This is a genomic window from Rhodococcus sp. NPDC059968 (assembly GCF_042738615.1).
GTDB lineage: Bacteria > Actinomycetota > Actinomycetes > Mycobacteriales > Mycobacteriaceae > Rhodococcus_F.
This window is the reverse complement of record NZ_JBHWUE010000119.1, coordinates 1-26208: the sequence shown is the minus strand read 5'-3', so window position 1 is coordinate 26208 and position 26208 is coordinate 1. Positions and strand designations below refer to the sequence as shown.

The following is a 26208-nucleotide window of genomic DNA, read 5'->3' as shown; positions in this document are numbered from 1 at the left end:
CACGCAGGTCGGACGATCACCCACGCCCGTAACCAACTCGCTGACGCACAACGAAACTCACCACGGACACATCAGTCGATCGGTGGATTTAGGCTTACCCGGCTCCGCGCCGACGGGGCCGAGATCACAATCTCTTCCGTCGCTCGCACCGCGGGAGTCGACCGCTCGTTCCTCTATCGCCACCACGATCTCCGAGCCCAGATCCTGACAGTCGCCGCCGAACCTGAGCCGCCACCGTCGAGCACCCGCACCAGCTATCGGTCACTTCTGGCCGATGTAGCCAACCTGCGGGCACAAAACGAACGACTACGGCAGCAGAACACGAAACTCGCCGACAGACTCTCCGAGGTTCTCGGCGAACAGGTCCTCCACGACGCCGGTCTCACCGGACACGACGAAATCGGCACCCTCCGAGAGCGGACCGCCGAACTCGAACAGCAGCTCCTCGACAGGCAACACGAGCTCCAGGACCGCGACGACGAACTCGCAGCCGCCCGCGCCGCCAACCGAGACCTGATGGCAACCCTCAACAGCCGACCACAACCACCACGTGCCCAACACCTGTAGTGCACACCATCAGGCTTTTGACCAGCGCAAATAGCATTTGTTAACAAAAGTTCCCGAGAGAAGCCTTGACCTGCGGCGAGGAATTTTGAGTGGCGAACCGAATGCTGGTCAAGATTGGTGGGGAGCTCTGGGATCGGGTGACTTCGCCATTGGATCTTGCTCGTTTTCTCGGGCGTTGGGATCCCAGGAACGAGGGCGATGGCGTCGGGGTATTTCGTTGCGCGTGTGGGCATCGTGGTCAGTGCCGCCCCACTTCCCCCAGCAATTACATACCGAGCAAACTGTAGTGGCAAAGACATGGGAACGCGCAAGATTCACTGACAAAAAGGACGATCAACTGTCACAGGACAACTGTGTCAAGTCTCCACAGGACACCACAACCACCACCACTGTAGGTTCCACTGCTCGGTGTCACTTCTCTGTGCCTCCGACCTGCGGGTTCTCAACATCGTGTCGGTGCCAGATTCTCACGAACTTGTCGGAATCCTCAGCCCGGCGGCTATCCCTTGGCAGATACCGGAGTGTGCGCATGTTCGTTCGGATCGCCGCACCAGGTATGTACCGATTCCAGCTGGTCATGGCGTCGCACGAGTCGCATTAGGGCTTTGTCCCAGATTTCGCTCGAAACTGCGCGATTTCATGAGTTACAACTGGAATCCACGCATTGTGATCGGATTCCGGAACTTGTAGGTCCGGTCCAGCCCGCTGCGGATCGGCAATTTCTATCGGCGCAGTGTGTGGGAGGGCGGTTCGCCGAACTTTTGCTGGTAGAACCGGGCGAACCGGCCGAGGTGGTTGAAACCCCATCGGTAGGCGATGTCGCTGACGGTGGCCGTGTCGTCGGTCGCGGCCAGCAGGTCGGACCGCACGCGTTCGAGGCGGACACTGCGCACGTACACCGAGGGGCTCATGTCGTATCGGTCCCGGAAGAGCTTTTGCAGTTGGCGTGCCCCCACACCGGATACGCGGGCCAGGTCGCTGATGGTGTGCTGGGCGCCGGGGGTGTTCTCGATGAGTTCGACGACCTTCTGCAATGCCCTCGGATTCTCCGGGGTGTCGTCGGCGTGGAGTGCTTCGGTCAGGGAATTGCTCTGGTTGAGCAGCAGCCCGGTGATGAGGGCGCGTTCGAGGAGGTCGACCTGGGCGGCGAGGACGCGGCTGGGGACCGGGCCGGGGTCGTTGATGGTGTCGACGAGAATCTGCAGTGTCGACCACCACCGGCGTCCCGGGGGTGTGGTCAGGTCGAGACCGATGTCGAACTTCACTCGCCGATCGAGGGGCCGCCCCAGGATGTGGGTGAGTTCGGTTTCGAGTGTGCCGCGGTCGATCTTGATGCAGATCTGGGTGGCGTCGGCGTTCCACGAGGGCAGGATGGTGTGCTCATTCGGGGTGAAGACGGCGGCATGTCCCGGGGTAGCGATGGTCTGCTGCGCACCGCATCGGGAATCCACGGCCCCGGACAGGGGGATGTTGATGTGGTAGCCGCCGACATCGCCGGGGTCGATGAGTACCTCGGCGCCGAAGTGCACGATTCCCAGGGTGAGGTGGCTCAGTTGCACGGCGGAGAGCCGGGCGTGCGTCAGGTGTGTGTGCGGCCTGACCAGTTCGAGGCGAGCGGGGTAGAACACGCTGTTGACGCCGGCACGGTAGACGTCGAGATCGTCCGATCGGTACACCGTGCCGCCCGGCAGTTCGACCGGGAAGACCGGCGCCGTGTCCGGTGGGTCCTGGGGATCGATCACACCCATTACGTCCTTTAACTTTTCGGGCACCCTCGGGCGCCGGGTTCCGAACGCGTCCGCGTCGGCACTTGGGGTGCAGGTTCGCAAAGCGGCCAGGCCCTCTCCGAAAGGGGATTTCCGGCCGCCGCATGCACCTTTACCGTCGGATTTAGCACGACAGAGTGACCTACGCAACAGACCCGCTTGCGTGGTGTTGCGAGCCACCCCACCGAGGAGCACTCACATGACTACCGCACCTGGCCGTGAGCCGACCGTATCTGCCGGCATCGACCCGAAGAATTTCCGGGATCTGATGTCCCGGGTCTGCGCACCGGTGACGATCGTGACCACGGCCGACGACGACGGCCCCCATGGAGCTACTGCCAGCTCGTTCGCCGCCCTGTCGCAGGACCCGCCGCTGATCACGGTCGCCTTCGATCGTCGATCCGCGCTATTGCAGCGCATCCGGTCCAGTGGCCGCTTCGGGATCAACCTGCTCGGGCACGGACAGGACGATCTTGCGATGGCGTTCGCCAGCCGCGGTGCCGGCGCGGAGCGCTTCAACAGCACTTCCTGGCATCACGACACCGGCCTGCCGCGCATCGATGGCGCCGCCGGCTGGGTCGCCTGCGAGTTGTACGACACCGTCGAGGGTGGTGACCATCTGCTGCTGTTCGGCCTGGTCACCAGGGTGAGCAAGGCGGAGTTGCCTCCGCTGGTGTACGCACACCGCACCTTCGGCACCCATTCCCGCTACGCCGAACGTCCCCGCCGACCCATCATCGATCAGATTGCCGCCTGCGCGTCGAGCTGAATCCACCCCTCCCTGCCTACATCCACCCTCATTTTCTGAAAGGTTCCATCATGACAACCGTCACCGAACGCGCCACCTCTTCGAGCGCCTCTGTCCCCACCGCCGCCGACCTCGTCGGCCGTGTCCGCGAGATCGCGCCCATCTTGACGAAGAATGCGGCCGAGGGTGAGAGCAACCGCCGCGTCGTCGAGGAATCGATCCAGGCGATGACCGATGCCGGGCTGTTCAAGCTCGCGGTGCCGAAGCGGTACGGCGGCTATGAGACGTCGATGCGCACCATGCTCGATGTCTCTGCCGCCGTTGCCGAATCAGACGGGGGCACCGCGTGGGTGCTGACGCTGACCAATGTCTGTGCATGGCTGACCGGGTTGTTCCCGACCCGTGCTCAGGACGAGGTGTTCGGCGCGGACCCGGACGCGAAGGTGTCCGGTGTCCTGACACCGACGTCGGAGACCACCCGGGTCGACGGTGGCTACCGGGTCACCGGCCGCTGGTACTACAACTCGGGATCCTGGCATGCCACCTGGGCGGTTCTGGGGATCCCGATCACCAACGATGCCGGTGAGGTCATCGATCAGGGGCTCGCTCTCATCCCGACGAGCGAGATGCAGCTCGAGGACACGTGGTTCGTCGCCGGCATGAAATCCTCCGGCAGCAATTGCCTGGTGGCGACGGATGTGTTCGTGCCCGACCACCGCGTGATGGCGGTACCGCCGGCGATCGAGGGAACGTACCCGTCGGAGAATCTGGCCGACGAGCCCTTCTACCGTTCCGCATTCGTCCCGATTCTTGCGCTCGTCCTGGTCGGGCCCCAGCTCGGTTTGGGGCGAGCCGCCCTACAGCTTGTGCAGGCCAAGGCGAACAAGCCGATCGCCTACACCTACTTCACTGCGCAGTCCGACTCGGTCGCCTTCCAGCTGCAAGTCGCCGAGGCCGCGATGCTGATCGACACTGCCCATCTGCACGCGTACCGCGCGGCGGACGACATCGACACCGCGGCGGCAACCGGCACCTACCCGGACTTCGCGCAACGCGCCCGACTGCGCGCCGATACCGGTCTCGTCGCCGAGAACATCGTCAAGGCCATCAACATCCTGCTCAGTGCGCACGGCGCCGGCAGCTTCGCCGACGTCAATCCCCTCCAGCGGATCTGGCGTGACTCCTCCACCGCTGCCCGCCATGCCGTCGTCGCCCCGGCGGTGGCGTTCGAGTCGTACGGGAAGGCGCTTCTCGGTGTCGAGGAACGGATCACACCGCTGATCTGAGTGCGCGGAGCAACCCTTCGTCCACCGCTGTGGCACGGCCAAAAGGCCTTCTGCTCAGCACTATTCACACTTTTTGTAGGAGAACAGTTTCATGCGTATCGCCAACATCGACAACCGTGCCGCCGTCGTGATCGGGGAAACCGGCGACGAGCGGGCGGTGGATCTCGCCCACGCCTCCCGCGGCCGGTTCGGCCCCGAACTGCCCGCCGTCTACCAGGCGTGGGACGCCGTCACCGGATGGGTGGCGGAACAGGACCTCTCGACTCTGGCCGACGACAGCTTCGCGATCGACCGCACCCTGCTGGGTGCACCGTCGCCGGCTCCGCGTCAGGTGTTCGCGGTCGGCCTGAACTACCACGCCCACGCCGCCGAATCCGGCTTCGAATCCCCCACCCACCTGCCACCGGTGTTCACCAAGTACGCGTCCAGCTTCACCGGCCCCGACACCGACGTCGCGATTCCCGCCGGCGGCAACGTCGACTGGGAGATCGAACTCGTCGCCGTCATCGGCCGCGAAACCAGCAACATCGACGAAGCCGACGCCTGGGCGCACGTCGCCGGCCTCACCGCCGGCCAGGACATCTCCGAACGCATCACCCAGACCCGCAGTCCCGCACCACAATTCGGGCTCGGGAAATCGTTCGCCGGGTTCTCCCCGCAAGGCCCGTGGCTGGTGACCCCGGACGAGTTCACCAATCCCGACGACCTCGAACTCGGCTGCACCATCGACGGCGAACAAGTGCAGAAAGGCCGCACCCGGGACCTGATCTTCCCGGTCTCCACGCTGATCGCCACCCTCTCCCGCAATGTGACCCTCTACCCCGGCGATGTCATCTTCACCGGCACCCCCGCCGGCGTCGGCGTCGGCCGCGAACCGCAGCGGTTCCTGCAGGCCGGCGAAAAACTCGACAGCTGGATCGACGGCATCGGTCAGCTGCACCAGCATTTCGTCATCGACCCCGACGCGAAGTAGGGACGAACCATGGCACTGCACGGACTGGGCAAGGTCACCGTCGGCGTCCCCAACGTCGACGACACCATCGCCTACTACACCGAATTCGGACTCGAACACCGCGGGAACGGGGTGTTCGCCACCCGCAACGGCGGCGACCAACTCGAAATCGTCCACGCGCCCACGCGGCGGCTGGTCGAATTGACCGTCGCCGCCGACGACCCCGACGACATCGCCGCCATCACCAGGCGTTTGCACGGGCTCGGCTTGGCACTCGACGAGGACGGCACGTCCGTCCGCACCGTCGAACCGATCACCGGCACCCTGGTGCGGGTGCAGGTCCGGCCCCGGATCGTCATCGAACCTGCCGTCGCGGCCACCCCCTACAACGGTCCCGGGCGCATCGACCGCTGGGGACGGGCCCCGTTCCTCACCCGCCCCGAACCGGTTCGCCCCCGCAAACTCGGACACGCGGTAATCGGGTCCACCGACCTCGAAACCACAAAGAAATTCTTCACCGACGGTCTCGGCTTCAACGTCAGCGACTACATGGGCGACAAGGCGGCATTCCTGCGGTGCTCCGTCGAGCACCACAACGTCCTCGTCATGGCCGCACCGGTGAACTTCATGCACCACACCAGCTGGCAGGTCGACGACATCGACGAGGTCGGCCGCGGCGCCCACACGATGCTCGAGAACAACCCCGAACGCCACATCTGGGGACTCGGCCGGCACTACGCCGGCGCGAACTTCTTCTGGTACCTCAAAGACCCGGCCGGGAACTTCTCCGAGTACTACTCCGACATGGACACCGTCCCCGAGGACGAACTCTGGTCACCGGAAGTGCTGCACGGACTCCAAGGGCTCTACGCCTGGGGACCACCCCCGCCGCCGTCGTTCCTCGAACCCGACGACCTCGCCGCCCTGATGACCGGAGCACACTCCACCACAGGGTGACTCCCTTCCGGAAACCGGAAGACACAACATCCTCCCGCTGACGGGCCGAACCACCTCAGCCCGCCACGATCAGGTCCATGCTGCGACCGGAGCGCCTCTTCACCAGCAGACATGGACCAAGCCGGGGCGGCTCGGGCGTTGTTGGTCGATGCCCGAGCCGTGCCCGTCACCATGGTCCCAGTACGACACGAGAGACAGTGATGACCCGCGTAGCGAATCTTCGATCGGTCCACAGCGACACCTGGTCGTGGCGACTGCGCGCACTGTGCCGTTCGATGGACCCATACCTGTTCTTCGCCCGGAGGACGAGCCGAAAGGCCCCCGGGTGCGACGCGAGCGGGAGGCCAAACGTATCTGCAGCCAATGCCCGGTTGTCGACCAGTGCCGAACCTATGCACTCTCGGCCGGCGAGCGGTACGGGGTTTGGGGTGGAACCTCCGAAGACGACCGACGCCAAGCCGCATTCACCGCCACCAGCCCTACCCAGAACACGGCCTAAGGAGCCCCATCATGGCCATCGGCCACGTTGTCACCTTCACCTTCACCCCGACCGCATCCGGCGAGACAGTCACCGCGATCGGGGAGGCCCTCGATGCGTTGTCGGCCGCATCAACCGGCGTCGAATCATATCTACACGGCTGCGACCTACAAGTTCGTCCTGGAAATGCCGACTACGCCGTCTCAGCGGTATTCCGCGACCGGGACGCTCTCGCGGCGTACATGTCCTCGCCCGAGCACCAGCGCATTATCACCGAACTCATCCATCCCCACCTGCAGAGTAAGAGTTCGGTCCAATTCCTCGTCCCCTCCCGCTGATCCAACGACACCGCCAGGTGTCCCGTAGAGGTGGTCCGGTGACCACCCTTTCCGCAACGGGGCGTTGAGTGGAACTGGTCGGCTTCAGGTCTGGTGCCGTGTTCTATGGTCCGGCGTCCCGGTGGGAGCCGAGGGTGACGAGGGCGTCGATGCCGAGTTTGTCGGCGGCGAGGTCGCAGAACGTTTCGAAGCGGGTCGTCGCGGCGGTCCTGTCGGTCGGGTCGTCGCTGTCGGTGGCCTCGGCCAACGCGGTCAGATACCGCTGGGCCGTGCACAGGTTGTCGTCGGCATCGATCGCAGCGGCGTCGCGGAGGTCGTGCCGGCAGAACGGACGCACCTTCCGGTCGGCACTGTCGCGCGGGCACCGTTGGGGACAGTGCCACGGCGGCCCGTGGCTGCCCAGCCAGGTGGTGTCGGAGAAGGGCACTTGCCCGCAACCGGGACATCGGGTCTGCAACCGCAGGCGGTGCCGGAGGCAGATCGGAAGCAGCGGGTGTGCCCATTCCCTCTGCCAGATGCAGTCCGACTCGGCCAGACACCGTGGACAGAACCGGGACCCACTGAAACGGGGCCGGATCCCGCGGCGGTGCGCGAGGTAACGGCCGAGCGAGGCCTCGACCGGCCGACCACACAATGCCGGCGACAACGCCCGCGGCGGAAGGCCGAGACACCAGGTGATCTCCCGCGAGCACTCGACGACCTGGTCCAGAACACGGTCGACAGTGGCGGGCCGGGGCGTGAAACCGAACTCCCGCAACAACTGCGCCGGCGACAGCTGGTACCGGGCGGCGAAATGCATCAACCATCCGGGGATGGTCTCGCCGGGGCGGATCGGGACGGTGATCGGCCAACGGTCGATGTCGTAGCCGCCGGGGATCGGCCGCAACCGCGCCTCAGGCGGCGCGATGGGGACTGAGGCGTCAGGCCGTGCGGGCGGCAATTTCACCGGCATTGTCGATCGTGGTCGCGGCGATCAACTCCGAGGTGACCGTCTCGGTCCCGGAGGCGATCGCCAGGTAGCAGACCCGGTCGATGAGATTGGTCAGCGACGCGATCCGGCCCTGGGTGCGCCGATGCAACACTTTCGCGTGCTCGACGAGCATCCCGTCCCGGGCGTCGGCCAGTTTGATATGCCCCTCCAACGTCCGGAGCAGGCTGATCCAACTCCGCAGCCCCGGATCGGTATCGACCGAGAACGGGGCGACCGGGCAGCGGGTGGCACGGCGGCTGGTCTGCGCGTAGGCGGCCTGTTCCCCGAGCTGTCCCTCGTCGAAGAACCGTTTCTCGGTGAGCTGCACCCCGACGTAGACGAACGTCGCCGCCATCTCGTTGGCCAGGCCCTTGAGATGGTTGGACACCTCGATTCCGTTGCGGTGTTTGAAGTCCACGAAGTGCAGATCATCGAGCACGACCAGCCGGGTCTCGCAGCTGGTGACACAGTCGACGGCCAACGCCCCCAGTTTGGAGGTCGACGCCCGGTCGACGGCGGGGTGGCCATAGAACCGCAGGATCTGCTGGTTCAGACCCTTCAACGTGATGCCGGCACTGAGCGGGACGAACGCCACCGGCAACCGCTGATGCCCGCCCTCGGTGACCGGGCCCTCCCGGCGGTAGACGCGGCGGTGGAAGTCGCGGGCGTACCGGGTGGCGATGGTCGTCTTCCCGAGACCGGGTTCGGCGTCGATCACCACCGACCCGCGCAGCTTGTCCCCGTCCCGCCGCCCGGAGGCCATGACCTGGTCGATGACCGAGTACGCGGCGGTCAGCTGACTGGTCTTGATCGTCGGCAGGTTCGCGTTCCACACCATCCGAGCCTCGTTGTAGTCCTCCCGTTCCTCGTCGCTGAGTGCGTCCATCCGGGTGCGGGTGAGCACGTCGAACGACTCGCGCGGAGCGGAATGAACGAACGCGTCCCAGCCCTGTTTGCGGGAGAGTTGATAGCGGGCGGTGCCATTGTCCGCCAACCACTTCGCCCATCGGCTCACTCGTCGAACACCCCGAATGCCTCCTCGTCCGGCCGCTGCGCGTAGTACTGCTCGAACACATCGAGGTCGTCGGGAACCTCAAGCGGACTCGCCGAGCGTTGCGCCAGGTGCTCGAGCAGATCGATGACCCCGGGCACGGACGCGTCCTCCCGCCCCGATTCACCGCCCGGTGCGGCACCGGACGCGCTGTCGCCGTCGAGGGAGGGCCGCTGTGCGCTGAGCCGCCTCGCCAGGCTGCGGTCGCGGCGGGTCTCGACTTCCTGACGGCTCCACGCGATCAGCAGGTCCTGCACGGCGCGGTGCGGATCGAGGTGGCGATGCTCGCGGACGCTGACTCGTTTGGCGTAGTCGACGGCATCGGCGCTGAACGGCTGATGCAGGCACGCCCCGTGTTCCCACACCAGCCGGTGCCACTGCCGGGTGTCCGGGTCCTGGAAGTACGCGTGCCGGACGTCGTGGGAGTCGACGAAGATCGGCCACTTACCGGCGTGCACACCCCCGTACGGGGAGCGGGTGCCGCGGTACAGATTCAGCCCGGCACCGTCGTAGCGCAGCCCGTCGACCTCCACCCCGTAGTGGTGGATCATCCGCCACCGCACCTCGAGGAACTCGTACGCCAGGTCCGGGCTGCTCGGTAACAGCAGGCCACCGGATTTCGCGACACCGATTTCGAACATCTCGGCCGGGCAGAACTCGGCCCGCGGGATCTCCGGCACACACAATCCGTCGTGCTGGGTGCGGTGATACACCGACCCGACCCATTCGCGGATGATCTGCTCGAGTTCGCTGACGTAGTAGAACGCCTTGTCCTCGACGTCCTTTCCGCGGGAGTACACATCGGGGCCCTTGTAGGCGGGCAGGTGCTGGAGCAGCGATTCACGCAGCGTGCGGAAGAATCTCTCGACCGTCGGTTTGTCGGTCGGCTTGTGCGGGATCGCCGGCTGAACGGTGATCCCGAGCCGGGCGCATACCCCGATCACGTGATCGGACAGGTACTGCTTGCCGTGATCGACCACGATCGCCTCCGGCAGACACGCCGGCAGGTCGCCGACCCGCTGCTGGGAGAGGCCGTCGGGTTCCTCGGTGCCGACGAGCAGATTCCGCGGAACCCCGTGATACGGCCACCCGTCGTCGTCACGGTTGCGGTCGGCACTCACGCATTGGAAGAGCACGTTCGCCACATCCCGTGATTCCGTCGACACCGGGGACAGCCGCAATCCGAGCACGCAGCGGGTGAACAGGTCCATCGCCACCGTCAGCTCCACCCCGACCCACCGCATCGTGATCGGCTCCATCGCAAACACATCCAACGGCGTGGTGTCCAGCACCACGTACTCGCCGGGACGAGTGGCACGGAGCCGACCGAACACACCCGTGGGGCGGTCGGCCACCGAGCGGCGACCTTTGGCGCTGCCGAACGCATACCGCCCCTTCGACAGTGTCTTCAACCGGGTGTATGCGGTGCTCCGGCTCGGCAGGGGAACTACGCCCGGCCCGAACTCGATCTCCAGCTCACGGGCAACGGCGTCGATGATCACCCGCATCGTCGGGGTGGAGGCCTCGACATACCCGTCCAACACCCGCACACATGCCGCATCCCACCGCGTATCCACGCTCGCGGCATACCTGCTGCGGACACGGGTATCGGCCAAACCGGCGACTCCGGCCGCTCGGTAGCCGGCGATCCAGCGCTGGAGTGTGCGCACCGACACCTGCAGCTCATCAGCTTTGGCGGCCAGACTCGACTTGAGCGTTGCATCATCCGACTGTGCTCCAGAGAGCAGGCTGCGCACATGTTCCGCCCGCACTTCCAATTCTCGTCGCTGCGCTGCAGTCAACGAGGTCAGCACCACCGCTGCCGGATCAGGACCGTCGACCGGGGCGGCGGCAATAGCAATACCCCGACCAGCGAGCTCAGCGACCGCAACCCGCTGCAGCGCCTCCCCGGACCGGAGGGTCACTTCACACCCGTGCAGCGTGACGACCTCCCATGAGGTGCCGTCGAACCAGATCCGAGCGCCGGGACGTAGCTCGATAATGTCCGTCATGGCGATCCCTCCGCACAGGTCAGCACCGAGTTTCCGGACAACGGCACCGACAGATCCACCGACCACATCCCGGACCACAACTTCGCGAGCACAGCGATGCGGGCCCGCGGACTATTCACTGTTGTGACCACCTCGTCGATCGTCATTCCGGTCACGGCGACCGCCTCGACGTTCGCCACGGTCTCGGCGTCGATAGAGCCCATTCTGCGCGCGGCACCAATGGTCCGGATATTCGACAGAATCACTGGGTCCGACCCAGTCCACACTTCGTACGACCACCCTCGGGCTCCGCACACCTGTCCGGTCCACGAGAACACCTGCGCCACTTCATCGCGACGGGCGAACTGTTCCGGTTTGACGTCGACCACCGTGAACCTGCCATCGGCATGCTCAAGCAGTAGGTCTGGAACATGCCGACGCAGTCGCTTCCCATCCAATCCGCACAGCCACATCGGCTGCGCAGCGATCCGAACCACCGGCGCCGCGAAGTCCGCGACCCACAGTCGATCCAGCTCGAGACGACTCTCGTACGGCACGTGGCCATGATTGGTGGCTGACCAGAACATTCCCGCATAGTGGCGCCGCCGATGATGACTCCGCACTCGTCGAACCGGCAATCCGTGAACGACGTGATGCGGATCTACGGCAGCGATCGTTGTCGCGACAGGACCGCCGTCGTCCTGCACGTACCTGACCTCGACCTCGCTGGTCCTGGGCACATATCCAGTGTTGTCCCGAGTGACACGAAACCTGGAAAGTGACACGCGAGTGACATGAAATTTGGAAAGTGACACCGCTTCTTTTCATGGTTGAGATCTGTCTCATCTGCCCTGTCTGTGTTGCACCGAGTGATTGCGGTGTCGTAGTGCTCGTGTATCTATTTCCTCCGTCGTCTCGGAGGAGGACTGGATGTTCCTGTCGTTCGTGAATCCGTCGTTGGTTCGGACGTACCTGGACGGCCATGGTGTGGACTCGGCCGGCGTGGTTCGGCTGCTCGAGTATCGAGCGATCCCGGCCGGGACACCGGTGTTCCTGGACGAGTTGACGATGCTGCCGGTCGAGCCGTTGTGCTCATGGTTCCGGCATCTGGTCTACGAGGAGAAGGACGCCAAGACGCTGCACGAGTATGCCTACATCGTGCGGCGGTTCGTCCACTTCCTTGAGTCCCGTGGCCGCGGCCTGCTCGAAGCGACCGAGTCGGACTTCAGGGCGTACCGCGTGCTGCGCACACAGGTGCAGGACAAGCCGGTCGGCGATGCGACATGGGGAAAGGAGGCCCAGTTGCTCAACCAGCTCTACCGATGGCTGGTCGAGCACGGCCACCTGCGTCACCGACCGCTGCGGATGACCCACAAGGGGCGAAATCCGCTGGCGCCCCGACTGCGGCGGGGCATGGACATCCGCCACATGACCTTGGCGCAATACCGTTACTTCCGCGACGTCGGCTTGGCTGGGCAGCTGCCGGACTCACAGGCCAGCACGGTGTTCCGTGGTCGAGCGCCGCTCCGTAGTCGGGCCGCCGCCGACTTGGCGTTGTGCACCGGGATGCGTCCGCAGGAGTGGTCGACGGTGTTGCTGCCCGAGCTCGGTGTCGAGCGGCGGCGACCGGGCGAATCGGTGCAGTTCCCGGTGCAGGCCTGCGCGAAGTATGGCAAGTACCGCGAGATCTACGTGCCGACCGGAGCGTTGGACGCCGTGGACACCTTTCTGCTGGTGGAGCGTCCGGAACTGGTCGCCGCCTCGTCGAAAGCCTTGGCGCGTCGACGCCGGGAGTTGTTCGTCGTCGACCACATCGATCACGAGGCCGGGACGCTGCGCGGTGTCCTGGACGGTCGGCGCCGGACCTTCGCGATGTCCGCGATGGGGCCGGAACTGCGGCGAATCACCGTGCGGGAGAATGAAGATGGTGTCGAGCCGCTGGCGGTGTTCGTCGGCCACGGCGGTCAGATGCTCGGGCCGTCATCCTGGTATCGGATCCGCTGCGACGCGTGGGCGCGGATGCGTGTTCATGCCGATGCTCCCGGTGCACCGTTGCTGCCTCGGCGGCGGTGGAGATGGCACGACACCAGGCACACTTTCGCGTTGCAGCTGCTGTCCTATCTGGAACAGCAGATGGACGGCGACGAACCGGACGCGGTGGCGCGGCGTCGACGCCACATGTCCTACCTGGGTGGTCACATCAAGCACAACCCGTTGTTGATCGTCAGCCGGAGACTTGGACATTCAAGCCCGGCAACGACGTACGCATATCTGGAATACAGCGACGATCCGATGAACGCGGTGGACGCCGCGTTCTCCGAGTGGACGGTGCAGGAAGGCGACACCTACGCCGATATCGCCCGCCACTTGCTCGTCGAGGGTGGTGAGCGCTGATGCCTCGCCGGGGAGACCACCAACACGACTTCGCTCCGATCTACGAGCTGGAGGCTCCGGTCGACCGGATCGGCATCCGTTCGGTGCGGGCACCGGACCGGACCGGCATACCGCGGGAGGTCACGTTCAGCCCCCACGAGTTTCGGTGCGCCGCGTTGGCCGGGGAGCTGGCCGACGAGTGGGTCGACTACGCCGAGATCAGCAGGATCTCGGGCGCGTCGGCTGGCGCCTGCCGGCAAGCGATACGCAATTTCTGCAAGAAGGTCGACTTCCTGCTCGCCGAGGACGCGCGCGAGGCCAGCCTGGCCAAACAGCACCCCGATATCGCGGCCGTGTTGGCCGAGTGGGAACGAGCACTTCCCGCCGACTACCGGGCGGGCTCGACGACGCCGTCCACCCTGGCAGCGATGGTGCGGGCACTGATCGCCCGACGCGCACAACACGATCAGCGACCGGTGGCCCCGCATCTGCGTCGTCTGGTCGACGGCGAGGTCGGGGTGGCTGCGGGCAGCACGCAGGAAGTCGACGAGTTCTCCCGCAAGGACAAACGCGCCGTCGTCCGCGCGGCGTGGGCCTGGGCGAATCAACTGGACTCCCGCCTTTCCGACGGATGGGTGTCGGCCGCCCAGGGCCGCCACCCGGCCGAGCACGGTTGGACCGACGTCGCCAATCTGCTCTGGGGCCTGGCCCATCGACAGGTCAGCCCGCTCGACATTCGCGACAACCTTCCGGTGATCCATCGGTGGCCACCTGAGCTGCGGGCCTGCATCGAACGCCCCGACCGGCCCGTCTTTCCGGCGCGGGCGAAGGGGATGCTCGTGCGATGGCTGGTGCGTCGGCTCTATCCCGGTCATCTCGACCTGCATGCCTACCGTGTGTTGCTCGTGGCGGCCACGGGGCACGCACCCGAAGAGGTCACCGCCTTGACCGGGGAGGATGTCGAGTTCCTGCCCTCGGGCGTTCGATTGACCCTGACCAAGCAGCGGGCTCAGAAGGTGCGGCACCGCACCTTCGGCACCGAGACCGTTCCGGAAACGACGGTCCGCGAGCCGGTCGACTTCACCGACCGGCCGCACCGCGAAGTCGGTGCGATCATCCGGCGTCTCATGCACGTCACCGAGCAGCTCCGGCTACGAGCACCGGACGAGGGACGACTGTTCCTGGCGGCCTCGGTCACGGCTGGCTACGAGCTGCGCATCGCGCGATGGGACTACAACCTTCCCCGGTCCCGCTTCGTGAACTGGCTGGCCGCCGCGGACGTGACAGTCGACGGGGCGCCCGACATTCGCCGACTGCGTAAATCCACGAAGGTGGAGAAGGCGATCGCCTTCGGTGGCCGCATCGCCGACACGGCCAACGATCACCACGAGGAGGTGTTCCGAGGCCACTACGCGCAGGGCACGACCCTGCGCGTGATGTCCGGCCAGGTGATCGCCACCGCCCAGGACCACTGGTTCGCCAAGGCGTTGGAGGGACCGACCGTGCTGACCACCTCCACCGACGTGCTCGATGCCCCCGATCAGGCGCAGACCTTGGGCCTGAGCCCGCGGCAAGCCGAGGACATCCGCCGGGGCGCGCTGGACATGGGACTGACCCAGTGCGCCGACCCCCACAACTCGCCCTACGGCCGGTCGGGAGAGCTTTGCCCGGTGGCACCCCTGCGTTGTCTGGAATGCCGCAACGCCTGGGTGCTGCCCAGCGACCTGCCCCAGCTTCTGCTGTTCGCCGACCACCTCGACCGGCTCCGGCTGCGACTGTCTCCGCAGCACTTCGGTGAGTTGTGGGGACAAAGCCACACCAACCTCAACGCGGTCCTGTCCGAGCGCACGGACGAGGAAAAGGCGTTGGCCCGCATGCACATCGATGCCGGTCAGGCCACTCTGCATCTGCCGTTGGCTGCGAACGTGGAGTTCGACAGTTGAGCATCCAACGACCGAGCCCCCAGTCCAGCACCGCCTTCGACGCCCACGAACCCGTCATCGGGTCCCACCCGCTGCTGGCCGACGCGCAGGTGCCGCAGTTCGGCGAGACCCGGGAATGGAACCTCAACGGCGTCATCCGTCGACCGGCCCGGCTCTATGCGGCCGCCTGGACGCTGGTGTTTTCCGACGGGTTGTCGGAGCCGCCGTGGAATCTGTTGGCGCGGGAACTAAGCATGGTCATGCTCAACCCGCGGCACCCGGCGGTCACCGCCGCGGGGCTTTCCCTCAAACCCACACCGGCGAACCCGTCCACGGTGATCAGCGAGTTGAGTCACCTCCGGCGGCTGGCCAGATGGGCTGAGGCGAAAGGGCTGCCGCCGGAACTGGCTTCCTGGCAGGACAACGACCTGCGGCGCCTTGTCAGCGATCTGCGCGAGCAGCTGTCCGGCAGCAGCGTCAGGCACTACATCGGCACATTGAAAATGCTGCATCAATACGGTCCCGCCCTCACCGGGCGAGGACTGCGCACTGACCCGTGGGCAGGCAAAAGTGCCCGCGAAGCATCGCAAACTTCTGGGGCCGCTGTCGTGTCCACTCCTGCGATTCCGCCGGAGCAATGGTTTCCGTTGATCCGTGCCGCCTGGACCTATGTCCACACCTTCGCTCCGGACATCCTGCGAGCGCACCAGCGTTACCAGGAGCTCGTCGGCAACGCGACGAAGAAGCTAACCGGCGACCAAGACGCGCGCCTGACCACATGGCTGGCCGACCCCGCCAACCCCATCCCTGTTCATGCCGGACCCCACGACGCCGGCCAAGATCGGGGTGAGGTGAACTGGTCGCTGCTGACGTTGATGCTTGGCTGGGAGCACTCTTGCGTGGCAACGGTTTTCGGCCGAAACCGAGCCGCCGGCCGGCAGCGAATCGCCAGAGTCGAGGACGCTGTCGCGGCCGGCCACCGGACCACGACCGGGGTCATCGACGACCTCGCCCTGGTCCAGCGCGGCGACGGCACGAGCACTCCCTGGCATCGAGGGCTCGCCCCTCGCGCCATTGGACTGGAACGTCGCATGCTGCGTAACGCCTGCTACGTGCTGGTCGTGGGTTTGTCCATGATGCGTGACTCGGAGATCCACGAAATCGCCCCCGGCTCGATCGTCGAGTACTACGGAACACCGGCCATCAAGTCCACCAAGGGCAAACACGACCCCGATCTGCCGATCAAGCACTGGTGGATCACCGCACCGGTCGCCGAAGCCGTGGTCGTTGCCGAGCGGCTGTCCGAACGGCACGACCGGCTCTTCCCGCCCATGGTCCGCAAATCTGCCGATGTCTCTCGCAGCCACCAGATGCTGGAGGCATTCGCAGCCCACGTCAACACCACCGGCGCCCGGACCGGATTGCAGAAGATCCCGCCGGGCAAGACGCGACCGCACATGTTCAGGCGGACGATGGCGATGCTGACGGACCAGTTCCCCGGCAGCGAGATCGCCCTGGGCATCCAGCTCAAACACATCGCGTCCAGGGCGCTGGCCAATCGCTCGACCCAGGGCTACGCCAACGCGGACAGCTCCTGGGCCGAGCATTTGGACTCCGCTATCGAAGCGGCCAGGTTCCGACGCGTGGAGGACCTCTACCGAGCCCACAAGGCCGGGGAACCGATCGGCTACGGTCCCGGCGCCGAACGGATGATGCAAGCCTTCAGCGGCATTCAACAGACGGTGCAAGCTCGAGGTGGCGATGCGATCGTCGAGCGGGCCATGCTGCGCAAAGCCCGGCTCTCCATCCGGTTCGGCGTTCTCAACCACTGCGTTATGGACGAGAACAACCCTGTCGGCGCGGCCTGTCTCGAAAACGCCGTCGTTCCCGAAGGCCACAAAGGACCGCTACAAGACCGGTGCCGTCCGGATCGATGCGCCAACAGTGTCATCGGCCCCGAACACGCGCCGATCTGGGCCTCGGAGCGCCAAACCCTGCTCACCCTCATCGACACACCAGGGCTGTCGGCCTGCCGCAAAGCCGTGCTGCAGCGCGAGTTGGGCGATGTCGACGCTGTCATCCGAAAGACTCACACGGACAAGGAGCAAGCGTGACCACCATCCCCGAGGCTGCAGAGGAGGCCCAACCCGAGGAGGGAGTGTCGGCCGGCACCGCCAAACGCCTGCGCGAGGCCATGGATCGGCTGATGGCCGGGCGGCCGCAGCGCACCGATGGACGGTTGATCAAGGACAACCTCTGGAAAGAGGCCGACGTCAGCCGCGCCACCATGAACCGGGCCACCCAGATCATGTCCGAATGGGACGCCCGCGTCGCCGCCTGCGACGGATTCACGCCGGGCGAGGCCCGCAAGAACGACGAACTCGGCACCTTGCGCGCCGCCCTCGCCGACAAGACTCGCGAATGCACCCAACTGTCCCATCGACTGGACGCCGCGGCTACCGCGATCGCCGCCCTGCATCACGACAACACACTGCTACGTCAAGAACTCGACCACCGCGGTCACCTCGTCGCCCTCGACGCTCACCGCAGCGGCGCCTGACGCCGAGTCCTTCATCAGGTAGGCGACGTCTCATGAGCCAGTCGGGCAGCGATCCGACCGGCGGCACGAATCCCTCATTGACCAGTCTCGGCGCCGGAATCCGTATGTCTCATGAGACATACGGATTCTGGAGAACAAGAGGTCGCGGAACCTACAATAGCCAATGCGGATCATGGCCGTCCAGTGCTCGGGTCCGTGTCACTCATGATTTGTGCGGGGTTGGTGCTGTAAAAAAACATTTACGCAACGTCTCGCTCAAACATGCAGGTGAGCGCACTTTTTGCTCTGCAGAGCCCCGTCGCGGCACCTCGGCCGTGGATTTCGTGCAGGTGGAGGCCGAAATATCCGTGACGAGCCGGCGCCGGGCAGGCTCGGTAACAGCACAGCCGAGGATCGCGAAGTTGATCTTGTGCGAACACTGATACTGATCGGAACGGCCCTCGGACTCGGCGCGGGCCTGGTGTGTACCAGCCTGTTGGCCTGGTGGCTGTCATACCCCGTGCACGTCTATACCGCCAGCTACGAACCGCTCGGCGCCGACGTGACTACCGGGCGCATGGAATCGGTGAACCCCATCCCGTTTCTCGCGGCTGGCCTGATCATCAGCGCGGTCCTCGGCTCAATCTCCGGTTTCATTGCCGCCCACCGCGGCTGGCGGCTGACGCACCACGGTGCCTGATGCGCAGACCCGCGCCGGAGTCGCACCGACCGAACCCGGCAACGAGCAGTTCCGCGAGGATGCGTGCCTTGTCGACCGGACTCCTTCACCTCGTCGCGGGTAGGAGCCGGTGAGGTCGATATAGAACTCGGTCGATCCGATCACCGTGCGGGCTGGCACGGATACCCCAACTGTGCTGCGGCAGGCGAGGGTTGGCGTCTCCGCCGTTGGTGATGTACAAACGTCACTACAGAAAATGTGAAGCGGGTCACATCACTGTGACGGGGGTGTACACCAATCGGGTGCACCGTCCGCGGACACGATGGGAAGATAGGGCGCGCATGACCACAGCCTCGATGATTCCGACGTCGTCGATCACCTCGCGGCCGCCGGTGCGGCGCACCGGTGCGATGAGCACCGCGGAGATCAAGGCGCGAATCGAGGCCATGTTCGCCGACGACCGCCGACCGAGCGGCCAGACGGGTCCGCGCTGACACCACGACGGGGGAGAGACGATGAATGTGCTGCTTCTGCTGGGTTTGCTGAGTACCGCGTTCGCTGCCGTGTTGGCGATGCACACCGACGAGCAGGCCCGCTCTCGACACTGACCGACGGCGTCACCGGTTGTGTCGGTGATCGTGGGTAGATTCCCAGTGTGACGATCGAGGTAACCGCCAGCACACCAGCAGGGTTGAGTCCGGCCGACGGTGGGTGGGGTGCGGTTCCGGAGCTGTCCGAGCAGGCGGCGGCGCAGATCGCTGGGGCGCTCGAGGCGTCACAATCGGCGGGCACCCGCCGCGTCTATGCCTCGGACTGGCGCCGCTTCCGCAGCTGGTGCCACACCCACGGACACGCCGCGTTGCCGGCGCACCCGGCGACGGTGGCCGCGTATCTGGTCGACGCCGCCGACACCCTCACCGACGTGGGGGAGAAGGCCTACTCCCCGTCGACGCTGAACCGGTGGGTATCGGTGATCGGCCACTACCACCCGCACCGCGAACCTGCGAAACCCGAGCACCGAGGCCTTGGTGGCCTCCACGTTGGCCGGTATTCGCCGCACCTACGCCACCAACGGCGACCGGCCCCGGACGCCGCGATCGCCGCTGCTGGTCGACGACGTCGTCACCATCGTCGGATCCGCCCGACAAGCTGTTACCGGCTGGGCCACCGAGGTGCACGAACGCCGCGACACAGCTCTGCTGTTGATGGGGTTCGCCGGCGCCTTCCGGCGTAGCGAACTCGTCGCCCTCACCTGCGGGGATGTCACCCTGCACCGGCTCGACGGGGTGCACGTGCGGCTGCGGCGGTCGAAGACCGACCAAGAAGGTGCCAGCACGGTGCGGGCGTTGCCGTTCACCACCCACCATCACAGCTGCCCACCGTGCGCGTATGTGCGGTGGGCGCATGTCGTCGCCGCATACGACATCGCCGGTAGACCTGGTGTGATCCGGCTGCTGCGCACTGCCCCACCGTTCGAGGACCATGTCTGCCGAACAGGGTTGCCGCGCATGCGGGCCCAGGCGCCGTTGTTCCGGGCGATCGCCAAGAACGGCAACCTCTCCGACACCGCGCTGTCGGGGGCGTCGGTACACGCTGCGATCCGCCGCCGCGCCCAGGCCGCCGGCTACGACGAGAACGTCGTCACCCAGCTCGGTGCGCACTCGCTGCGGGCCGGGTTCGTCACCCAGGCCTTCCGCAACGGCGCCGACGCACACGCAATCATGCGGCAGACCGGACACACCACCCCGGCGACGGTGGAGCTCTACGCCCGCGAACACGCGCCACTCGTCGGGAACGCGGTCACCGAGATCGGCCTCTGAGCGTGTACGTCGACATGACGGCACTGGCCGGGCCGGGTAACAGCCCGGATCTGGTGGTGCCGCGCCGTTACCGGCACGACTGGGCCTTGTTCGTCGACTGGTGCGCAGCCTGCGATCACCGTTCCCTGCCCGCGCATCCGTCGGTGCTGGCGGAGTTCCTCGCAGACCACCCGGCGGCCGACGGAACTCAGCGTCGGCGCGTCACTGCGATCAACGCCGTGCATACCGCGGCGAGTCTGCCGACGCCGGGCTGCGCGGAGACGATCCGGCAGCTGCTCAACACCAATCGTGCGGACCGGCTGGCCCGTGTAGGGGAGCGGGTGGCGCAGGTGGTGCCACGGCTTCCGGTCACGGGGTGGCCGGGCGGGTTGTTCGGCCGCCGTGACGCCCTCATTCTCACTTTGGCCACCGCTGGTCTGGGGTTCGAGCAGATCGCTCGGCTGCGCCGCACCGATGTCACTACCGACCACGATGGGCTGGTGGTGCGGGCGGGGGAGGGCTGGGCCCGAATTGCTTCCAGCGGAGCGAATCCGGCAACCGCGTATAGGAATTGGATTGAAGTGCTCGGCTTCTTAGACCGCTATCCGAGCACCCATCTCCTCGCAGGCAGGCTCGGCAAAGGTGCGAGCCTATCGGCGTTCGCGGACAGCGCGCGCTGCGACGAACGAGCGCTGATCACGCCCATCGACCGGTGGGGACATACCCCCTTCGATCCGACTCCGCTGACCGGGTACTCCGTCGCCGTCCTGGTCCGGGCGCACCTGACCGGACAAGCACCGGTACACAAGCGGCCTCCGGCCAGGCCGCCCGCGACGCCCTCACACGAGAACGCGCCGGTCCCGGACCCAGCTGATGTCGAACTCGACCAGGGCTACTACCACCGCGGTATCGCCGCCCGCCGTAACGCCCACACCCACCTCGAAGACGTCACCGACATCCTCGACGGCATCGAAGTTGAGGCCGACAAGCTCCTCGCCGACCTGCGTGCCATCCTCGACTGCACCGAAAGCGACTGACGAAGAACTGGTCCCGGCGTGTGCTGTCGGCGGGCGCGTCGAACGAGTACGTCATCGAGACGCCCGACAGCGGAGTCTGATCGACGCCGCAGGCCTAGAGGATCGGCCTGGATCGTGCGTTGACAGGCATATCAGTGTGACGTTTTCTCGCCAACGACGACGAGGTCGTGGTCGTGCTCACCCGAATCACCGCCGGTGGGGAGTCTGCCGACCAAGCCGATGTGCTCACTTTCCGTGACGGGAGGGTCGTCAAAGTGCAGTCCGCCGGGGACACCGCCATGCTGGAACGGGTCTTCGGCACGAAATAGAAGACCTCGGAAACGCAGATGACCGGATGACCGCTCGCACAACAATTCTCTCAATCCCCACACGAGCCGCGTGTCGATCGACACCTACGAAGACTTTTCCGAAAGGGCCTTCGCCGAGAGGAGGCTTCGTTTCGTCGTGCGACCACTCGTTACCTTCAGCCTGAATCATGAGGGAACCCCAGATGGAGGCACGCTTCTAACCTGCTAGAAAGCTAACGTCTGGCATGTTAGCGCGGTGAAATCGCCGCCCGCGTGTCTCGGCGCGGCTGCGGCGATACGAGCCGCGCTTGAGGCGATTGTCTCGTCGGGACGAACAGGCAGCAATACCTCGTCGGCCCATTGCTCGTTACCGAGCAGCGCCGCTCCTGTCCCCGGAGCGTTCCGAGGTGTCCCTGGCGGAGCACTGCCCTGGGCAGGGTGGAGTACCAACTTGTCGGTTCGTAATGTCAACTGGCTCTTCCGGATTACGGGGGTAGCGCCGGGGTCTATCGAGGTCTACAAAGGACAGAGATGCTCGTTGGTGTTCGCCGGAGGTGGCGCCAAACGAGCATTCAGCCATCCAACCTGTCGCGGCGTTTGCGTTTTGGAGAGAGCGGATCTTCTCCTGATGAGGGGCAGTGCCACGCGCACCCTGAGGAGATCCGCATGAGTGTTCCGCGGGCACGGTCACTGGCGTACTGGGAGCAGCGCGTCTGGATGGAAACGCACGATCACACATCCCCGGGCCTGCCCCAAGTGCAGGCCGAGACACCGGCATCTCTCGCCGACCACTGGTGCGGAACGGGCGGCGAGGCCGACACGAGCACCTGAGGACCGGGCCGAGCACTTCCGCGACTCTGGGGTCTCGGCGCAGTCACGTCAGATCCGGCGCGAGGAATTTGCCGCAGACAATGGCTCGTTATTTGCGGTTCCTTCCGGAGATGGATCCGAACGAGGGCATGCCGAGTTCGGGGATCCAACCACGCAGCATGTCCCAAGGGCGAAGCCGATGAGGGTGTCGTTAACTGATGAGTGCGTTGCGTTTTGGGTCGGCTACACGCTACGAAAGGAGCTCGGCGATGGTGACCAGGTTGCCGTCGGGATCGGTGATCGTCGCGGTGCGGGCAAAATTTCCTTCGAGGACCGACTCCGGGATGATGTCGCGTTGCTCGAGCTCGGCAAGGACCTCGTCTCTCGCCGTCTACGCCGAGGGTGGTGACCATCGATCGTCCGGCGCCCTCGACGTCGGGCACCAGTTGCAGGGCGGCGTCGTTCGTGGGCTGCCATTCGGCGAGACCTTCCATCGGCTGACGGTCGGCGGGTCGGCCGAAGAACGTGCGGCGGGTGCCGACCCGCCGACGAAGTGCCTGCAGGACCGCGGCGGCGCCGCCGACCGCGCGGGCCAGCACACTCGCACGCACGATTGCGGTGGTCAGTTCGAGCCTGGACGCCAGATCGTCACCGAGGCAGAGGTTGCCTGATGTGGCGCTGGCAGAGGCTAGCTGTCCGTGCGGAGAGCCGTCGGGGTCCAGGACGGCCAGGTCGGGTCGTCGATCGGATTGCCCTTGGTGAAGCTTGCGACCAGGCGAAACGGGTGGGCTGTGGTGGTGTTGTCGTACACGTAGGCGTGATCGGCGGAGGCGATCGCGGCCCGCAGTAGACCCCACAACCGCCCACACCGTGCCCGGATCTTCTCTTCGGGCACGTGGTGGCCTCCGTTCGCCACGCGGTCGACCACGCGCGCGACAGCCAACTCCTCCGGGATCAGGACCACATGCAAGCTCACGTGGAATCCTGCTGTCGGGCGTCGCGGAGCAGGTCGAGTTTCGACCCGTGGGAGAACACGGTCTCGGTGACGAACGATCGGCGTTGGGCGATCCGCTGTGCTCGTTCCTCGGCCGCGAGGGCGGCCGATTCGTACGCGTGGGTGGCCGCCTCGTCCGGCCAACGTGCGGCGGCGATGACGTCTGCCGTTGACGAAGTCCAGGTGCGTGACAGGGCGGAACATGGCGACTGCCGGTAGCGCAGGTGTCCTGCGCATCGACGTTCCCGGTCACGGCACCGCGGGACTCGAGCACATTTCCGGGCATGAATGGTTTACCGCGTTCGACGGGCAACGCCTGGCCCTGTGTTGCCCGGATCCGCACATTCGTGGCAGAACCAGTGCATGGTTCGAACTCGTGCACCGGGATATCGGGATCAGAGATTACTCCTGACGTCGTGCCACTCCTGGCGAACCGGTTCGCGAGACCACCCGCCGCGGCGTGCGTCGATCTCGTCGAGCGCCCACCCGCGTTCCCCGCCCCGAATCTGGCTCGGGGGAAACGGAATTTGCTCGGAGGAGGCGGTGGGAGTCTGCGACGCCATCCTCTCCGGACACAGTGCCACCGGCGCTTCTCGAGCAGGACCAGCCCCCGTGACCGGCTGCGACGACCGAAATGTATTGACGCCGTCGCAGTGGCAACGCAGCTTATCGAGGCGGCCGACGCGTGTGCCACGCCGTCCCCGCGCGCGTGCGATGAGTGGGCGGGACACGGTGCAGTCGTCTACCGCTTGGCGTAGTCGGCGACGCCGGTCCAGTCGATGACCACGCAGGGCTCATCGCCGAGAATCCACGCGTCGTGTCCGGGCGGGCAGATCATGAGATCGCCGGGGCCGAACTCCATGTCCTCTCCGTCGTCCATGACGATCTTCATGCGACCCGAGATGACGTAACCCATGTGAGCGGCTTGGCAGCTGTCTGTCTTGGCTATCGGTTTGACGTGTTTGGACCACTGCCAGCCGGGCTGGAAGGTCGCCCTCCCCACAGCGCCGGAAGTGACGTTGACGAGTTCGAGTTTGCCCATGTCGTCCTCGAACGGGCGGGTTTCCTCGGGTGAATCGAGACTCTTGCGGATGAGACCGGACATCGGTTGTCCTCCCACGTCGTTGTGACGGCACCCATAGATTCGGCGGACCTTCGACCGCTAGATCGGGAACCGCGCGTGAAGCGAATTCCTGGTCCTTTGATTCTGGGCGGGCACCCTAGGTTGCCGCAACATCGAACGTGAGGACAGCGGGCGCACTGGGCGAACTGCGTCTTCCCCGGAGCGCGGTGGACCCGCATCGGATTTTCACGTCGGACCGAACAATTGCTGGCGATGACCATGCCCCGAGGCAACGGGGCGGCTCGATCTTGATCACTGATGCTCGGACTCGGACGAGGCGGAAGGGTTTGAATTGCTCGGCGGGGATGACACGGGCAAAGCGAGATGATCCCTCCGAAAGGCAGTGAATCAGACTGGTGTGCAGTAGTATTCGGTGAAGGGTATTCTGTGGAGGATCGTAATCGCGACGCTTTGTGCCGATTACGGGCTCGAGTTCGCTAACCGCCGCCACGCTCGTGGCTGCCTTGAGGAACGCGGTGTGGAAGCTCGGGCGGGACGGATGCGCAGCCTTTGGGAATTTCAGCACACGCCCGGGTGACCGATGAACGTCGCAGCACGCGTGTGACACCCGCACTGCGGTCTTCACAGGTGTCCGCCGACCAGGTCGGCTGTGTGATCGTGGCAACCTCGACCTATCCCTATCAGACGCCGGCGGCGGGCCCGTAGATCGCGCAGCGGCTGGGCAGCGGGGGTTGTGTGTTCGCCGTGTCCTCCGGGTGTGCGGGTTTCTGCCTCACCTTGGTGCCGCGTTCTGACGGGCAAGTAGCCGCGGTGGCCCAACTGCCGACCTCGGGGTCGACATCAGGACATTTCGCCTCCGCTGTCGGTCTTGTCGCCTGTTGTCGAAACGGCGAGCAGTCGTTGCCTAGCGAGGCCTTCGAATCCGGGTGGATGTGGGTTGGCCGGCGAGTCAGAGCAGTTCGCTCCCACGGAGGCTAGGTAGGCGTGGACGCAGTGGAGGCCTCCGCGCAGAGTGGAGCCAGCTCTAGCATTGGGTGAGGGATTGCACGCTGTTCACAGATCCGCTGCGCAAACGCGCGGTGCAGCCGATCCGATCCGTCACGCATCGCGCGCGTACGTCTCCACGGACGCGCTTCCACCGCCTCTGCAGGCGAGCGAGCGCCTTGCGGCGACTACAACCACTTGATTCCATCGTCAGATCAGGGCGCTGCCGGCCTGCCATTGGTCCCACGGGACGGACCAGTCGCCCACAGTTCGAGGGGAGCGCCGCCGGTGCCCCGGACCTCGACGATGTCGCCAGGCTGGGAGAAGTCGTAGAACCAGCGGGCGTTGTCGGGGCTGAGGTTCAGGCAGCCGTGTGAGACGTTGGTGTTGCCCTGCGCCCAGATGGTGTCGGCGAGTTCGTGGAGGTAGATGCCGTCGTTGCTGATGCGGGTGGCGTAGTTGATCGATTCTTTGTAGCCGAGGCGGGAGTTCACCGGCAAGCCGTAGGTGGAGGAGTCCATGATGACCGGGTTGGCCTTGTCGATGACGGTGTAGATGCCCGGCTGGGTCCAGAACGAGAGGGTCTGACCATCCAC

Annotated in this window: 24 protein-coding genes and 2 pseudogenes; 17 read left to right on the top strand and 9 right to left on the bottom strand. The window is 65.6% G+C overall.

What is annotated here, in order from left to right:
- A partial coding sequence (locus ACFWAY_RS46390) for a DUF6262 family protein (RefSeq protein WP_378515354.1) occupies positions 1-567 on the top strand: 567 nt, incomplete at its 5' end.
- Positions 568-1289: 722 nt separating this feature from the next.
- Here the strand turns inward: ACFWAY_RS46390 and ACFWAY_RS46385 are convergent.
- Entirely contained in the window at positions 1290-2309 is a 1020-nt protein-coding gene (locus ACFWAY_RS46385) for an AraC family transcriptional regulator (RefSeq protein ID WP_378515353.1), read from the bottom strand.
- A gap of 223 nt (positions 2310-2532) precedes the next feature.
- On the opposite strand from ACFWAY_RS46385, the gene ACFWAY_RS46380 reads away from it, so the two are divergent.
- The 6 genes from ACFWAY_RS46380 (at position 2533) to ACFWAY_RS46355 (ending at position 7092) form a co-directional block, all read left to right on the top strand.
- Positions 2533-3102 (top strand): flavin reductase family protein, encoded by a 570-nt coding sequence (locus ACFWAY_RS46380; protein WP_378515352.1) that lies wholly within the window; start codon positions 2533-2535, stop codon positions 3100-3102.
- Between the two features lie 50 nt (positions 3103-3152).
- Positions 3153-4367: an acyl-CoA dehydrogenase family protein gene (locus ACFWAY_RS46375; protein WP_378515351.1), complete on the top strand. Its 1215-nt coding sequence runs from the start codon at positions 3153-3155 to the stop codon at positions 4365-4367.
- A 91-nt stretch (positions 4368-4458) separates the two neighbouring features.
- Positions 4459-5340 carry a fumarylacetoacetate hydrolase family protein gene (locus ACFWAY_RS46370; protein ID WP_378515349.1) on the top strand — a complete coding sequence of 294 codons (882 nt, stop codon included), beginning with the start codon at positions 4459-4461 and terminating at the stop codon, positions 5338-5340.
- 9 nt (positions 5341-5349) lie between these two features.
- On the top strand, positions 5350-6276 hold the full coding sequence (locus ACFWAY_RS46365; protein WP_378515348.1) for a VOC family protein: 927 nt from the start codon (positions 5350-5352) through the stop codon (positions 6274-6276).
- A 148-nt stretch (positions 6277-6424) separates the two neighbouring features.
- Complete coding sequence (locus ACFWAY_RS46360) at positions 6425-6775, top strand: WhiB family transcriptional regulator (RefSeq protein ID WP_378515347.1); 351 nt, start codon at positions 6425-6427, stop codon at positions 6773-6775.
- 11 nt (positions 6776-6786) lie between these two features.
- Positions 6787-7092 (top strand): Dabb family protein, encoded by a 306-nt coding sequence (locus ACFWAY_RS46355; protein ID WP_378515346.1) that lies wholly within the window; start codon positions 6787-6789, stop codon positions 7090-7092.
- Positions 7093-7195: 103 nt separating this feature from the next.
- Here ACFWAY_RS46355 and ACFWAY_RS46350 read toward each other — a convergent pair whose 3' ends face one another.
- From ACFWAY_RS46350 to ACFWAY_RS46335, 4 genes are read right to left on the bottom strand one after another with little or no spacing between them, the layout of a single operon-like run.
- Positions 7196-8038 (bottom strand): TniQ family protein, encoded by an 843-nt coding sequence (locus ACFWAY_RS46350; protein ID WP_378515345.1) that lies wholly within the window; start codon positions 8036-8038, stop codon positions 7196-7198.
- Complete coding sequence (locus ACFWAY_RS46345; RefSeq protein ID WP_378515344.1) at positions 8013-9077, bottom strand: AAA family ATPase; 1065 nt, start codon at positions 9075-9077, stop codon at positions 8013-8015. The genes ACFWAY_RS46350 and ACFWAY_RS46345 overlap by 26 nt, the downstream gene beginning before the upstream one ends.
- Positions 9074-11125: a helix-turn-helix domain-containing protein gene (locus tag ACFWAY_RS46340; protein WP_378515342.1), complete on the bottom strand. Its 2052-nt coding sequence runs from the start codon at positions 11123-11125 to the stop codon at positions 9074-9076. The genes ACFWAY_RS46345 and ACFWAY_RS46340 overlap by 4 nt, the downstream gene beginning before the upstream one ends.
- On the bottom strand, positions 11122-11811 hold the full coding sequence (locus ACFWAY_RS46335; RefSeq protein WP_378515355.1) for a TnsA-like heteromeric transposase endonuclease subunit: 690 nt from the start codon (positions 11809-11811) through the stop codon (positions 11122-11124). The genes ACFWAY_RS46340 and ACFWAY_RS46335 overlap by 4 nt, the downstream gene beginning before the upstream one ends.
- Before the next feature lie 223 nt (positions 11812-12034).
- Here ACFWAY_RS46335 and ACFWAY_RS46330 point away from each other — a divergent pair, with 223 nt between their 5' ends.
- The 8 genes and pseudogenes from ACFWAY_RS46330 to ACFWAY_RS46295 all read left to right on the top strand — a co-directional run bounded on the left by ACFWAY_RS46330 (position 12035) and on the right by ACFWAY_RS46295 (position 21453).
- Complete coding sequence (locus ACFWAY_RS46330) at positions 12035-13498, top strand: site-specific integrase (protein ID WP_378515340.1); 1464 nt, start codon at positions 12035-12037, stop codon at positions 13496-13498.
- Complete coding sequence (locus ACFWAY_RS46325) at positions 13498-15420, top strand: hypothetical protein (RefSeq protein ID WP_378515339.1); 1923 nt, start codon at positions 13498-13500, stop codon at positions 15418-15420. The genes ACFWAY_RS46330 and ACFWAY_RS46325 overlap by 1 nt, the downstream gene beginning before the upstream one ends.
- Before the next feature lie 89 nt (positions 15421-15509).
- Positions 15510-17513 (top strand): hypothetical protein, encoded by a 2004-nt coding sequence (locus ACFWAY_RS46320; protein WP_378515337.1) that lies wholly within the window; start codon positions 15510-15512, stop codon positions 17511-17513.
- Complete coding sequence (locus ACFWAY_RS46315) at positions 17510-17959, top strand: hypothetical protein (protein ID WP_378515335.1); 450 nt, start codon at positions 17510-17512, stop codon at positions 17957-17959. The genes ACFWAY_RS46320 and ACFWAY_RS46315 overlap by 4 nt, the downstream gene beginning before the upstream one ends.
- A 409-nt stretch (positions 17960-18368) precedes the next feature.
- On the top strand, positions 18369-18638 hold the full coding sequence (locus ACFWAY_RS46310; RefSeq protein WP_378515333.1) for a hypothetical protein: 270 nt from the start codon (positions 18369-18371) through the stop codon (positions 18636-18638).
- Between the two features lie 320 nt (positions 18639-18958).
- On the top strand, positions 18959-19111 hold the full coding sequence (locus ACFWAY_RS46305; protein WP_378515331.1) for a hypothetical protein: 153 nt from the start codon (positions 18959-18961) through the stop codon (positions 19109-19111).
- Positions 19112-19308: 197 nt separating this feature from the next.
- Positions 19309-20437 (top strand): annotated as a pseudogene (locus ACFWAY_RS46300) (tyrosine-type recombinase/integrase).
- Positions 20438-20451: 14 nt separating this feature from the next.
- Positions 20452-21453, top strand: coding sequence for a hypothetical protein (locus ACFWAY_RS46295; protein WP_378515329.1), 1002 nt, complete (start codon positions 20452-20454; stop codon positions 21451-21453).
- 131 nt (positions 21454-21584) lie between these two features.
- Here the strand turns inward: ACFWAY_RS46295 and ACFWAY_RS46290 are convergent, their stop codons facing one another.
- Complete coding sequence (locus ACFWAY_RS46290) at positions 21585-21845, bottom strand: hypothetical protein (RefSeq protein ID WP_378515327.1); 261 nt, start codon at positions 21843-21845, stop codon at positions 21585-21587.
- A gap of 561 nt (positions 21846-22406) precedes the next feature.
- On the opposite strand from ACFWAY_RS46290, the gene ACFWAY_RS46285 reads away from it, so the two are divergent.
- Positions 22407-22571 carry a hypothetical protein gene (locus ACFWAY_RS46285; protein WP_378515325.1) on the top strand — a complete coding sequence of 55 codons (165 nt, stop codon included), beginning with the start codon at positions 22407-22409 and terminating at the stop codon, positions 22569-22571.
- A 248-nt stretch (positions 22572-22819) separates the two neighbouring features.
- Entirely contained in the window at positions 22820-23221 is a 402-nt protein-coding gene (locus ACFWAY_RS46280; protein ID WP_378515324.1) for a hypothetical protein, read from the top strand.
- A gap of 17 nt (positions 23222-23238) precedes the next feature.
- Here ACFWAY_RS46280 and ACFWAY_RS46275 read toward each other — a convergent pair whose 3' ends face one another.
- From ACFWAY_RS46275 to ACFWAY_RS46265, 3 genes and pseudogenes are all read right to left on the bottom strand, one after another.
- The gene (locus ACFWAY_RS46275) at positions 23239-23526 is read right to left on the bottom strand and encodes a hypothetical protein (protein WP_378515323.1); all 288 of its coding nucleotides are present in this window, start codon (positions 23524-23526) and stop codon (positions 23239-23241) included.
- A 760-nt stretch (positions 23527-24286) separates the two neighbouring features.
- A complete protein-coding gene (locus tag ACFWAY_RS46270) occupies positions 24287-24649 on the bottom strand; it encodes a cupin domain-containing protein (protein WP_005261941.1) in 363 nt (120 codons plus the stop codon).
- Positions 24650-25822: 1173 nt separating this feature from the next.
- Positions 25823-26208, bottom strand: a pseudogene (locus ACFWAY_RS46265) (L,D-transpeptidase); the annotation flags it as partial.

What these genes read in the sequence shown, in the direction of transcription:
- ACFWAY_RS46295 (WP_378515329.1), top strand. Translation starts at nt 20,452, where the DNA reads ATGACGGCACTGGCCGGGCCGGGTAACAGCCCGGATCTGGTGGTGCCG.
- ACFWAY_RS46280 (WP_378515324.1), top strand. Translation starts at nt 22,820, where the DNA reads ATGGTGACCAGGTTGCCGTCGGGATCGGTGATCGTCGCGGTGCGGGCA.
- ACFWAY_RS46330 (WP_378515340.1), top strand. Translation starts at nt 12,035, where the DNA reads ATGTTCCTGTCGTTCGTGAATCCGTCGTTGGTTCGGACGTACCTGGAC.
- ACFWAY_RS46340 (WP_378515342.1), bottom strand. Translation starts at nt 11,125, where the DNA reads ATGACGGACATTATCGAGCTACGTCCCGGCGCTCGGATCTGGTTCGAC.
- ACFWAY_RS46360 (WP_378515347.1), top strand. Translation starts at nt 6,425, where the DNA reads ATGCCCGAGCCGTGCCCGTCACCATGGTCCCAGTACGACACGAGAGAC.
- ACFWAY_RS46355 (WP_378515346.1), top strand. Translation starts at nt 6,787, where the DNA reads ATGGCCATCGGCCACGTTGTCACCTTCACCTTCACCCCGACCGCATCC.
- ACFWAY_RS46365 (WP_378515348.1), top strand. Translation starts at nt 5,350, where the DNA reads ATGGCACTGCACGGACTGGGCAAGGTCACCGTCGGCGTCCCCAACGTC.
- ACFWAY_RS46375 (WP_378515351.1), top strand. Translation starts at nt 3,153, where the DNA reads ATGACAACCGTCACCGAACGCGCCACCTCTTCGAGCGCCTCTGTCCCC.
- ACFWAY_RS46285 (WP_378515325.1), top strand. Translation starts at nt 22,407, where the DNA reads ATGAGTGTTCCGCGGGCACGGTCACTGGCGTACTGGGAGCAGCGCGTC.
- ACFWAY_RS46305 (WP_378515331.1), top strand. Translation starts at nt 18,959, where the DNA reads ATGACCACAGCCTCGATGATTCCGACGTCGTCGATCACCTCGCGGCCG.
- ACFWAY_RS46270 (WP_005261941.1), bottom strand. Translation starts at nt 24,649, where the DNA reads ATGTCCGGTCTCATCCGCAAGAGTCTCGATTCACCCGAGGAAACCCGC.
- ACFWAY_RS46370 (WP_378515349.1), top strand. Translation starts at nt 4,459, where the DNA reads ATGCGTATCGCCAACATCGACAACCGTGCCGCCGTCGTGATCGGGGAA.
- ACFWAY_RS46380 (WP_378515352.1), top strand. Translation starts at nt 2,533, where the DNA reads ATGACTACCGCACCTGGCCGTGAGCCGACCGTATCTGCCGGCATCGAC.
- ACFWAY_RS46325 (WP_378515339.1), top strand. Translation starts at nt 13,498, where the DNA reads ATGCCTCGCCGGGGAGACCACCAACACGACTTCGCTCCGATCTACGAG.